Source organism: Sedimentibacter sp. (assembly GCF_032080165.1).
GTDB lineage: Bacteria > Bacillota > Clostridia > Tissierellales > Sedimentibacteraceae > Sedimentibacter.
The window spans coordinates 25734-38330 of sequence record NZ_DAMASY010000002.1 but is presented as its reverse complement, the minus strand read 5'-3'; the positions used below and the strand labels follow the sequence as shown (position 1 = coordinate 38330).

The 12597-nt window shown below is 32.6% G+C and carries 11 protein-coding genes; 6 read left to right on the top strand and 5 right to left on the bottom strand.

Translation table 11 applies throughout. From position 1 onward, the window contains the following. Positions 1-33 precede the first annotated feature (33 nt). Positions 34-699 carry a ferredoxin-like protein gene (locus RT412_RS02745; protein WP_313346447.1) on the bottom strand — a complete coding sequence of 222 codons (666 nt, stop codon included), beginning with the start codon at positions 697-699 and terminating at the stop codon, positions 34-36. Positions 700-895: 196 nt separating this feature from the next. Here RT412_RS02745 and RT412_RS02740 point away from each other — a divergent pair, with 196 nt between their 5' ends. Then, positions 896-1465 carry a manganese efflux pump MntP family protein gene (locus tag RT412_RS02740; RefSeq protein WP_313346450.1) on the top strand — a complete coding sequence of 190 codons (570 nt, stop codon included), beginning with the start codon at positions 896-898 and terminating at the stop codon, positions 1463-1465. A gap of 65 nt (positions 1466-1530) precedes the next feature. On the opposite strand, the gene RT412_RS02735 is transcribed toward RT412_RS02740, so the two are convergent. Then, on the bottom strand, positions 1531-2919 hold the full coding sequence (locus RT412_RS02735; RefSeq protein WP_313346453.1) for a hypothetical protein: 1389 nt from the start codon (positions 2917-2919) through the stop codon (positions 1531-1533). 172 nt (positions 2920-3091) lie between these two features. Here RT412_RS02735 and RT412_RS02730 point away from each other — a divergent pair, with 172 nt between their 5' ends. The 4 genes from RT412_RS02730 to RT412_RS02715 all read left to right on the top strand — a co-directional run bounded on the left by RT412_RS02730 (position 3092) and on the right by RT412_RS02715 (position 6213). After that, entirely contained in the window at positions 3092-3949 is an 858-nt protein-coding gene (locus RT412_RS02730; RefSeq protein ID WP_313346456.1) for a hypothetical protein, read from the top strand. Between the two features lie 132 nt (positions 3950-4081). Next, positions 4082-4606: a DUF4489 domain-containing protein gene (locus tag RT412_RS02725; RefSeq protein ID WP_313413095.1), complete on the top strand. Its 525-nt coding sequence runs from the start codon at positions 4082-4084 to the stop codon at positions 4604-4606. 165 nt (positions 4607-4771) lie between these two features. After that, complete coding sequence (locus tag RT412_RS02720; RefSeq protein ID WP_313346465.1) at positions 4772-5563, top strand: hypothetical protein; 792 nt, start codon at positions 4772-4774, stop codon at positions 5561-5563. A gap of 104 nt (positions 5564-5667) precedes the next feature. Next, entirely contained in the window at positions 5668-6213 is a 546-nt protein-coding gene (locus RT412_RS02715) for a DUF4489 domain-containing protein (protein ID WP_313346469.1), read from the top strand. 69 nt (positions 6214-6282) lie between these two features. Here RT412_RS02715 and RT412_RS02710 read toward each other — a convergent pair whose 3' ends face one another. The 3 genes from RT412_RS02710 to hflX all read right to left on the bottom strand — a co-directional run bounded on the left by RT412_RS02710 (position 6283) and on the right by hflX (position 9012). Beyond that, on the bottom strand, positions 6283-7029 hold the full coding sequence (locus RT412_RS02710; protein WP_313346472.1) for a YebC/PmpR family DNA-binding transcriptional regulator: 747 nt from the start codon (positions 7027-7029) through the stop codon (positions 6283-6285). 71 nt (positions 7030-7100) lie between these two features. Next, on the bottom strand, positions 7101-7745 hold the full coding sequence (locus RT412_RS02705; protein WP_313346475.1) for a YigZ family protein: 645 nt from the start codon (positions 7743-7745) through the stop codon (positions 7101-7103). Further along, positions 7738-9012, bottom strand: coding sequence for a GTPase HflX (gene hflX / locus RT412_RS02700; RefSeq protein WP_313346478.1), 1275 nt, complete (start codon positions 9010-9012; stop codon positions 7738-7740). Before hflX ends, RT412_RS02705 begins: the two co-directional genes overlap by 8 nt. 264 nt (positions 9013-9276) lie before the next feature. Here hflX and RT412_RS02695 point away from each other — a divergent pair, with 264 nt between their 5' ends. Next, on the top strand, positions 9277-12588 hold the full coding sequence (locus tag RT412_RS02695) for a transglycosylase domain-containing protein (protein WP_313346480.1): 3312 nt from the start codon (positions 9277-9279) through the stop codon (positions 12586-12588). The last annotated feature ends 9 nt before the right edge of the window (positions 12589-12597 follow it).

The following is a 12597-nucleotide window of genomic DNA, read 5'->3' as shown; positions in this document are numbered from 1 at the left end:
CATTATATTTTAATAAGTATTTAAATAAGATAATTAAACAGCTTTATAACCTAATTTTCGCATAGCATATTTAACTTCATCCCATGCAACTATTTTCAATGCACCTGTAGGGCAGTTAGTTGCACACATCCCACAGTTAACACATTTTGTGGATTTATTGGTCTCAGGATCTACTGTAGGCAAATGCCACGGACATGCTTCTGTACAGTTTCCGCACCCTACACATTTTTCAGCATTAACAACTCTCGCCCCGATTTCGTTTGCTTCAATTGCTCCAGCCGGGCAAGCTTTTTTACAATATGGTTCAGCGCATTGCCTGCATGTTTCAGGAGACATCAGCAAGTTACCAAATTGTCCATCTTCTTTCCAATAAGCAATTTTAGGTCCTTCTGTTCCGAAATAATAGTTTCTGCTTACTTTAACTCTTGATATATAAGGCATAAGCTTTCCATCGTTTGCTAAAGAACAGTTTGTTTCACATCTTTGACAGCCGGTACACTTTGAACGGTCAGCAATTAAAACACCTTGAGCTAACGGAAATGCAGCAACTTCTTCTACATTAGGGTTTGTACAACCTAAAAGATTTAAAAGCGATAATGATATAAATGTACCACCGATTCCCTTACCGGACAGTTTCAAAAATTCACGTCTTGTAGTCTCCTTTTCAAGAAAACTCTTTTTTGTTTCATTAATAGACAATAAAATCTCTCCCTTCATTATGTATATATGTTTCGTATTCCATGTTTGTTAATTATCAAACTTGGGCTTGCCTAACATTATACATTAATAATATTAGCCAAGCAACACTTTTATGTTAAAAATTTATTAAATAAATTTTTATTGTTATATTACTTGTGTTTTGCTATAATAATACAATATCAAATGGAGAAATATCATGAACGCAATTACACTTTTTTTAACATCCATTGGATTATCAATGGATGCATGTGCTGTTTCAATTTCCAACGGCATGTGTTATTCAAAATACAATAGAAAAGATATTTTATCAACTGCTTTCGCATTTGGTTTTTTCCAGGCAATTATGCCTTTATTAGGTTTTCTTGCGGGATCACTTTTCAGTGAAGCTATTTTATTCTTAGACCACTGGATCGCCCTTATTTTGCTTTCCTTAATCGGCGGTAAAATGATAGCCGAAGCAATAAAAGAGCTTAAATATCCCGAAGCCTGCCTTACCGGTGATAAAAGCCTTACCTTGAAGACATTACTACTGCAGGCAATAGCAACCAGCATAGATGCCTTAGCCATAGGAATCGGGTTTGCTGTTATGAAAGTTAATATATTAAGTGCAGTTTTATCTATTGGAGTTATAACATTTATTAATTCATTAATCGGGGCTCATTTAGGAAAAAGATTCGGTGAAATGTTTAAACAAAAAGCTGAAATATTAGGTGGGGTAATCCTGATTTTTATTGGTGTTAAAATATTTATTGAACATACTATATAGTATCACTATTGAATTAAGGGCTATAATTATTTATAGCCCTTATTGAATATTTTCGTCACATTTAGTTATAAGAGAAAATTCTTTCCAAATTCTAATGCTCTGTTTAGCTTAACGTTGTCTTCAGTTAACTTATCCACTTTATTATTTAAGAACTCTATTTCTTCTTTAAATCTTTTTAATCTTCCTATAATTTCTTCTATATAAGCTTTTTCATCCTCTAAACGCTTATATATTAAATCAAATTCACTTTGAATATTTTCTTGATTTTGTGATTGTGAATTTAAAGACGCAATTGTTTGCATCAATATAGTATTATCTGATTGAATACGAGATAATTTTGCCATTAAATATTTATTGTTGTGATCATTATTTATCAGATCCTCTTCAAGTATAAATTCATGATTATATTCTTTTTTTTCTTGTTTTACGTCATTTTCATCTGATTTCAATTTTTCTTCTTCACCTATTACCAATTTACCGGGAAAAATTAAATTAAAATTAGATTTCTCTACATAAACTTCTCTATCAATATATTCTTTTTCACTTGCTGTACAAAAATTACACTTAATGATTTCATCTTTACTGTTTTCTTTTAAGCAGAACGGTGTACTCCACACAAATTCATTTAAAACCGATGCATAAATTTTATTTCCATCCAACCAAAAGCTATATATTTTATCTTTTATTTTTACTAATATAGTTTCAGTTAATTCATTATTGCTATCACAAATTGTTGAATTCAAAAATTCGCCATTATTTTTCATTAATACATGCTCTAAATAGTAAGACGATTCATCTCTAAATTTGTTTAGTATATGTATTCCGAATTGATCTTTTACTATATTAAATTCAAATTCGTCTCCTAATATACCATATAACCTTTTTGCAGAGCTCCATTTATTATTTTTGTAACTGCTGAGATTTATAGAAATCTCATTGCCTTCATCTGAAATAAATAACAAATCTATATTGCTGTTTTCATCTAAGTAAACTAAATAATATTCATTTAAACCTAAAAATAAAATAATATCTTGTTGTTTTATAATATTAGTTTCTGTTCCATTCCATATACAGTGCAATATAATACCGTGATCATTACTGCTATTATCAATCAGCAAACAAAAAATATGTATTTCTTGTCCAGATTTAATAACTTTTATATCCTTTATTTCAACATATTTATTATCAAGCTTATAAATAACCTTTCCCATCCATTGCTCGTCTAAAAAGGTGCAGTATTTTAGCTCCGCATTCAAAGTGCTATATATAATATGTATTGATTTATCAAAAGTATATATGTACAATCCTATAACATCTTTATCTATACGTTTTTCCTTAAGCCACTTACCTTCTTTATTCATAACAGTATATTGTAATTCATTATCATCATTTAGTGTAAACTTCCATTTAGTATTAGTGCTATCTACACATATCCATGGTTTTATAGCTTCCATTATCAATCACTCCTTTATATATTTATATTTTTTAATATTTTTATTATTCACAATCTTTAATGAAAAAAATGTTACATAACTTGTCACTTCCTGTAAAGCAAATGCATATGATAATTTAAACATAATAATACAATTTTCTAAATTTATTTTATCTCTAAAAGGAGGAGAACTTATGTCGATTAACTTTAATAAATTTGTACCACGCCCGGGTTTAGTTAATAAACAAGGACGTTTACCGGATCCATATGAATTAGTATGTATTGAAGTACCTAAGATATTTGATCAACGATTAATAAAAAGATGTTTAGTTTACTGCAAAGGTCCTGATACTGCTAAAACAGATCGCGAATTAAGAAGCAATCCATTAACTGAGCCAAGAAATTTTATCGGTTGTAGGGACTTTAATATAAAATTAAATTCAGTGGAAAAATTTCCATTAAGATCAAATGCTAACTTTAAAAAAATAGTTTTCAGATATACCATATCTTTCTATGCTGATTATATTGATTGCAATGGTGTAAACAAATGCGAATTCTATGAAATTAACAGAACCGATGTAATAAATAGATTCTACTGTCCGGATTCGATAGCACAAGCTTCTGCTTATACAGATAATCATCCGACAAAATATATGGATGAAAATATTATTAAGCTTGATATGGTAGCAGAGTGCTTAGATGGTGAATTTATTCAATGTGATGATGACCAATGGTATTTGGATATTACATTAGGATATTTCTTAGTAATAAAAGCTGAGCTTAATGTTCAACTTCTTGTTCCGGCTTATGGATACTGCCCAATACCTGAAGAATCATCTGAAGATGATGATATTGATCCTGAAGAGAATCCATGCATAAGATTTATGAATTCACCAATTCCTAAATTCTATCCTGATCAAAACCTGCAACCACTGTTTGAAGAAAACGATGATTATATATGCTGTCAAGATAACGATGACGATTATATATGTTGTCAAGATAAATTCTATACCAGCTATAATAATGAAAGTGATGAAGAGCACTACCATTAATTAGCTAACAATATACTATAATATCACCTGATTTGTATAAGGTGTATAAAATATAGTAGACAAATTAAGTAATAATATTAATATCTAATTTGTCCTATGATAATTTAAAATTAAACATGGAGGCTATTATTTATGAATTCAAATTCTTATTTTTATGATGATAATGATAATTGCAGAAGAAATAGAAATGATAGAAAACCACAATCAACAACTACTTTAAAATGCAGTACACCAAGCACGGTTACTATTCCTATTCTTGCAGATCCTGGATCTACATTCCCGACAAATTCTTTAAGTGTAAGAACTCCGGATAATAGTACCTGCTGTACAAGACTTGATTTTACAAGCAACATTGTTGTTCCGGTAGGTTTTATCGGAACCCTAAGTTTTCAAATATTTAAGCAATGTAGGAATCAGCTGACACCTGTACCGGTAGGTCCTGCGTTTACATTTGCACGAACAGTAGCACTTGTAGTTGGATCAGCTGATACATTCTCATTCTTTATTTGTGATTGTGATCCCGGTTGCGATGATGATGATTGCTGCACATATTCAGTGGTTATCACTAATTTAAGTGCTATAACCTTAGGCGCAACTGTAAGTAATGCAACTCTGAGTGCAATTACTACTTGTAATGAAAGATGTTGCAAATGCTGAAATATTCAAAAAAATTATACCACTCTTAGATGAGTGGTATTTTTATTGTTTGAAATAAAAAAATTATATATAACTTGTTCACTTCTTCTTAAGAATATGCATATTATAAATTATACAAATTACTACAATTTTTTATTTTTTTTATCTCTTAAAGGAGGAGCAGTTATGTCAATTAACTTTAATAAATTTATACCACACCCGGGTTTAGTTAATAAGCAAGGACGTTTACCGGATCCATATGAGTTAGTATGTATTGAGGTTCCAAAGATATTTGATCAACGATTAATAAAAAGATGCTTAGTTTACCACAAAGGTCCTGACACAATTAAAACTGATCGGGAATTAAGAAGCAATCCGTTAATCGAGCCAAGAAATTTTATTGGCTGCAGGGACTTTAATATAAAATTAAATTCAGTGGAGAAGTTTCCGTTAAGATCAAATGCTAATTTCAAAAAAGTAATTATACGATATACTATATCTTTCTGTGCCGATTATATTGATTGCAACAGTGTAAATAAAAGTGAGTTTTATGAAATTAACAGGACGGATGTAATTAATAAATTCTACTGTCCGGATTCAATAGCACAAGCTTCTGCTTATACAAATAATCAACCGGCGAAATTCATAGATGAAAATATTATTAAACTTGATATGGTAGCAGAGTGCTTAGATGGTGAATTTGTGCAATGTGATGACCAATGGTATTTAGATATTACCTTAGGTTATTTCTTAGTAGTAAAGGCTGAACTTAATGTACAACTTCTTGTTCCGGCTTATGGTTACTGTCCAATTCCGGAAGAAGTATGTGATGATGATGTTGAGCCGGAAGAAAATCTATGCATTAGATTTATGAAATCACCGGCACCTGAATTCTATCCTGATCAAAACTTGCAACCATTGTTTGAAGAAAATGATGATAATAATATATGTTGTCATGACAAAAATAATATACAATGATATCACCTTATGTGTACAAGGTGCATAAAATGTATTATCACAATCAATTATAATACCTAAATTATCTTAAGATAATTTAAAATTTAATATGGAGGTCATTATTTATGAATTCAAAATCTTATTGTTGTAATGATATAAGCGATTTCTGTAGAAGAGACAGAAATGAAGATGATAGCTGTAAAAGAAATAGAAGACCACAATCAACAACTACTTTAAAATGCAGTACACCAAGTACAGTTACTATTCCTATTCTTGCGGACCCGGGATCTACATTCCCAACAACTTCTTTAAGTTTAAAAACTCCGGAAAATAGCAACTGCTGTACAAGACTTGATTTTACAAGCAATATTGTTGTTCCGGTAGGCTTTCTTGGAACCTTAAGTTTTCAAATATTTAAGCAATGTAGAAATCAGCTGACACCTGTACCGGTAGGTCCTGCGTTTACATTTGCACGAACAGTAGCGCTTGTAGTTGGTGAAACAAGTACATTCTCATTCTTTATTTGTGATTGTGATTTTGCTTGCGATGATGAATGCTGCACATATTCAGTTCTTATCACAAATCTAAGCGCTATAACCTTAGGCGCAACTATAAGCAGTGCAACACTTAGCGCTATTAGCACTTGCGATGAAAAAACTTGCAAATGCTAAAACTATTACAGCTGTTAATACCTTAAGTAACAAAACACCACTCATATTTAAGTGGTGTTTACATAATTTCTATTCTTCGTCCTCTTCTTCTGGTTCATCCCAGTTATGGTACACTTCCTGCACGTCGTCGTTATCTTCCAACGCTTCTATCAAACGGTTAAGGAATTTAACATTCTCTTCATCCTCTACCTTTACATAGGTTTGCGGAATATACATGATGTCTCCTTTTAAATTCTTATATCCTGCTTCTTTTAAACCGTTTAATACTTTGATGAAATCTTCAGGTGCAGTTGTAATTTCATAGCTGTCGTCCTGAGTTTCGAAATCTTCCGCTCCAACATCTAAAGCAGCCATCATTAATGTTTCTTCATCTATACCATCATTTTGTTCTATAGATATTACGCCCTTTCTGTCAAACAGATAACCTACACATCCGGTTGTTCCTAAATTTCCGTTGTTTTTTGAAAAATAGTGTCTAATATCTGCTGCCGTACGGTTTTTATTGTCTGTCAAGCACTGAACCATAAAGGCAGTACCGCTTGGTCCGTATCCTTCATAAGTTATAGTTTCATAGTTTTCACCTGCTGCCGCCGCCAAACCTGCCTTAATTGCTCTGTCTATATTATCATTTGGCATATTTTGTGCCTTTGCTTTTTCTATTGCAGTTGCTAATGATGAATTATAGTCTTGGTCAGAGCCTCCTTCTCTTACCGCAACGGTAATAGCTCTTGCCAATTTAGTAAATATTTTACCTTTTAAGGCATCTTGTTTTCCTTTACGATTCTTTATATTAGACCATTTTGAATGTCCTGACATATTAACCTCCTCCTTACTTTATCAATTTTAACGAGATATTTTATCACATAATAATATTTATTTCAAATATTTTATACTATAATTTTTCCATCCGCAACAGAATAATATGCCGTATGTACAATATTTATATCAATTTTGCCGTTAGTAATTTCGTTTACTAAATTTCTGATATTTTCAATTCCGTCATCCTCAATCAATAAGCTGTATTTAACTGTTTCCTGATATACCTTGTCCTTTACTATGATATTATTTTTTTGCAAATCATTGTCCATTTTGCCAAGAAGCGTATAATCTAAATTAAAGGATACATCATAGTATAAGTTTTTCTCTACAATAATTCCGCTTTCAAGACCGATTTTAGCTCCCTTTGTATATGCACGGACTAATCCGCCTGCGCCGAGCATAACACCACCGAAATACCTTGTTACAACTACTGCCACATTAACTAAATTTTCTTGATTTATTACGTTAAGTATCGGCATGCCTGCAGTCCCTGACGGTTCCTTATCATCAGAATATCTTTGAATATTTTTGTTTTCTCCGATAACATATGCGTAGCAGTTATGGGTCGCATCCTTAAATTCTTTTCTGACAGAATCTATAAAATTAATTGCTTCCTCTTCATTTCCCACGGGAGCTGAGGTTCCTATAAATTTAGATTTATTAATAATTATTTCATCTCTGCCCACTTTATGGACAGATTTATAATTACTCATTTATCTCACCTTTTATATATTTTTTATACTGTTGTTTTTCATTTTCATATAATATTGCGTCAAAATTTACTCCTTCTCCGTCAAATTCAACATTTTCTGTGAATCTGTTTTCATAGAGCCAATAATAATTTTTTATTTCACTGTTTGATATTTTTAAAGAATACTTATTCTTTTCTCCGTTGATTTTATAATCAACCGCATTTAATAAAACATCAATATTGATTTTGCTTTTGGCTGATATATAAATTATATCTTTGTTTGATACGGTTGTAATCTTGTCATTAACAATGTTGTCAATTTTATTGTAAACAGTCAATACGGGAATATCCTTGTCTATTATCTTTTCTACCAATTTTGTGGTCGTTTCTTTATGCAAAGCTAAATTTTCATCATCAATATCAATTAAATGGATTATTAAATCCGCATATTTTATTTCTTCAAGAGTTCCCTTAAATGCTTCTACTATTTGTGTAGGAAGCTTTTTAATGAAGCCGACCGTATCAGAAAATATAACTCTTCTTCCTCCGGGCAATCTGACTCTTCTAAGCTCTGTATCAAGCGTTGCAAACAGCATATCATGTGAAAATACTTTTTTGTTTTCTGCATCTTCTTCACTGTATTCACTCTCCACTAATGCATTTAACAACGTTGATTTTCCCGCATTCGTATAACCCACTATCGAAATAATAGGTATTTGATCCTTCATTCTCTTTTTTCTTTTTGTTTCTCTTACTTTACCTAATTCATCAAGATTATTTTGAATATCAGATATCTTTTCCTTTATTCTTCTTCTGTCAAGCTCTAATTTTTGTTCACCTGGTCCCCTTGTTCCAATACCTCCGCCTAACCTTGATAAATTTTTGTTTAAGCCGATTAACCTCGGCAAGCTGTATTTAAGCTGAGCTAATTCAACTTGCAGCTGTCCTTCCTTGGTAAATGCTCTTTTTGCAAAAATATCAAGTATCAGATTAGTCCTGTCAATAACCTTTGTATCAACTATTTCTTCAATATTTCTTATTTGTGAACCGCTCAATTCATCATTAAAAACTACAGTATCTATTTCAAGCTCTTTGACGTAATTTGCAATTTCTTCAATTTTTCCCTGACCTACATAGTATCTGTTATCTATTGACTGTCTATTTTGGACGATACTTGAAATCACAACACCTTCTGCAGCTTCAACAAGCAGTTTCAGCTCTTCCATGTCATTTGACTCTTCTTCGTTTGATAATTCTACTGCTATTAACAGACATCTTTCTTTATCCATATGCCCTCCATAGTATTTTTTACATTTTACCACATATTATAGAAAGTACACAATAATTATTGTTATCATTGTTAATAATATAATTTGTAAATTTTTTTTAATATTTGTTTACAATTACTTAATCTGTACATAACTAAAATGGGGGCGATTATTAAAACTATTGATTTCGCACTATTTCTATTATATAATGTTTAAGAACTTAAAATCTTTGACAATATTAGATTGTATTGATTCAACTAAAGTTCATTTTTAGCGGAGGTTAATATGTCAAAAGAAAATAAGAAAGACAATGCAATTAGGACGGATAATGAATCAGTTGAAAATAAAAACGGTAATAAAAATAAAAGTAAGAAGAAAAGAAAGAAAAGAATTCGTGTTCTGAAAATAACATTACTTATTATTTTTGTTGCGTTAATAATAGTTGGTGGTTCAATTGCCGGTATGGTTTTGGGTATAATAAAAAGTGCACCTGAAATCGACCCGACAAATGTACTGGGTACTTTATCGGAAAGCTCTGTGATAGTTGATGAAGCAGGAAATACAATAGAACAAATTCACGACCCCAATGAAAACAGAGAAATTATAAAGCTTAGCAATATACCCGATAATTTGCAGAAAGCTTTCATAGCTATTGAAGATCAGCGTTTTAAAGATCATTTCGGTATAGATATAATACGTATAGTAGGAACAATTATACACAATGTCAGATCCGGAGACCTTACAAGTCAAGGTGCAAGCACAATAACACAACAGCTCATTAAAAATCTGTACTTAACCAGTGATAAATTATGGGACCGTAAAATACAGGAAATGTATCTTGCAACACAAGTAGAAAGAATACTTTCAAAAGATCAAATACTTGAAGGCTATTTAAACACCATTCCTTTAGGTCAAAGTGCTTATGGGGTGCAAACTGCTGCTTACACATATTTTTCAAAGGATGTAAGCGAATTAACACTTGCAGAAAGTGCAATGCTTGCAGGAGCGGCAAAAGGTCCGATGTATGCTCTGTATAACAGATACAATCTGAACAATATAGATGAAATCCCGCAAGAAGATATTATAGGTTATGTATATATCGGCTCTGTTCAATATGCGTGTGTATACAACGAAAACGCTAAAAACCGCCAGTTGGCGGTATTAAATAAAATGCTGGAGCTTGAATTTATATCACAGGAAGAGTACGATGAAGCAATGTCGGTGGATATGCGTGTTGCCTTAAATCCGGGTCAGACTAAAATAGAAGGTATATCTTCAACACCTATGGATTACGTAAAAGAAAAAGTTATAGAAGATATAATGGAAGCACAAGGCAAATCATATGAAGAAGCGGAAAATCTTCTTTACAAGGGCGGCTTAACCATTACAACAACTCTTGATGTTAATATGCAAAAATCCCTTGAAGATTCATATGATAACTTTTCAACATTATTGTTAGGTAAAGAGCCGACCGGTGATAATCCGGTGGCACAGGACTGGAGATATTTCAGATGGTCACAGGGTCAGGGAACAGGTATGCTTGACACTGATTTAAATATATTAAACGAAAACGGTCAACTCATTTATTATGCTAAAGACAACATAATGGATGAAAACAACAGCATTTATTTGAATCCTGATGAATATCATTACGATAGTGACGGTAATTTAATCATTAATTCCAAGAAATTCGACATTTATGCTTCTACAATTGATATAGTAGATGCCTATACGGTAGATGAAAAATTAAATTTTGTTTCACACAGTATTGGTGCTCTTAACATAGGTAACAATTTTGAAGTCCTTGAAAAGAATGGAACAAAGGGAAGCTTTAAAATAGCTAAAAGCTATTTGGAAAAAAACGCCGAAAGCTCTGAAATGTTTAAGGTTGAAAGCGACAATATTTTAAGAATCAGCGAAGGGTATTTCTTTTTTCAGGAAAAAGGCGTCGTTCAACCACAATCAGCTACCGTTATTTTAGATTACAAAACAGGAAAAATAAAAGCGCTTATTGGTGGACGGGATATTGAAGGAAGCAAGACATTTAATCGTGCAGTAGATGCAGCGAGACAACCGGGTTCAACAATAAAACCATTGTCTGTATACCTTGCGGCACTTGATATGGGATATTCTGCAGCTTATATTTTGGATGACCTTCCAAAATATAATGAAAAAGGCGACAGATGGCCGAAAAACTGGTATGAACACAGAGAAATCAAGTATAATGGTATAACTACACTTCGTAAATCAATTGAACAGTCAATTAATACAAATGCTGTTACGATGCTTGAAACAATCGGCACAGAAGCTGCTATGAATTCATTAGCTAAGCTTGGCTTAATTAATATGAATAATCCCGAAAAAGATACATTCGTTTCACCGGCAGAAAATCCTGCTTATAACGATGTGAACTTAGCTTCTCTTGCCTTAGGCGGTTTAACAAAGGGCTTTACTCCTTTAGGAATGACTGCCGCTTACGGTGCTATTGCTAACGATGGTGTGTATATTGAACCATATGCATATACAAAGGTTGTTAATAGCAAGGGTGAAACTATTTTAGAAAAAATACCAGAAACTCATGTTGTGGTTACTCCTGAAGTTGCTTCACTGATGAAGGATATTTTGAGAAGTACTGTTAATCCGGGATTATCTTACAGAGCTAAGCTTCCTGCAGAAATGGGTATTGAAGTAGCGGGTAAGACAGGTACAACTCAGGCAAACGGAGATTTCTGGTTCGTTGGTTTCTCTCCTTATTATGTAGGCGGAGTTTGGGTTGGTAATGACAATGTTCAAATGAAGCTGTCGGGAGACAGTGGCATCACTGCAAGTTTATGGGCAGGAATCATGACTCCTATCCATCAGGGATTGCCTGCTGCAAAGATCGGTTTAAATCCGAATTTAATACCTGTTCAGGTTTGCAGTCAGTCGGGTAAGTTGCCCGGAGAACTATGCGCTCACGATCAACGCGGCAGTCAAATAATAACCGAATATTTCGTTCCGGGTACACAACCGACCGAAGTATGCGATGTACATGTAAAAGCTGAAATATGCACAAGCTCTAATTTGCTTAAATCACCTTACTGTCCGGGTAACTTAGTTGAGGAAAGAGTATTTATTACAAGAAATCCTCTTTACAACCCGGAAGCTAAATCTGATAATTTCGAAGCTAAAAAGCTTTATCAGCAAGTATTAGAGGACAAAATAATATTTTCTTTAGAGGAATTAAGACAAATTTACGCCGGCCAGGTTGAATTTGATGATAACGGTCAAGTGGTGCATGTTTTGGGAGTAACCGTTGATAAATTAGGATTTTCAGGTTATTTAACAGAAGATTATAAATATCAGATTCCTACAAAAATATGTACCTACCACACTAAATGGCATTATGATCAATGGATGAATGAACAGAATCCGGGAAATAACAACGGTGAAAATGGCGATGACGATAATGATGGCGAAGATTCTTTAGAAGATATTATAAACGATCTGATTGAATCCGGAAATAACGGAAGAAATAACGGAAACAATGGTAATAGTAATAATGGAAACAGCAACGGTTCACCATTAGATGACATTTTAGAATCAATAGAAAATTGACCTGCTAAA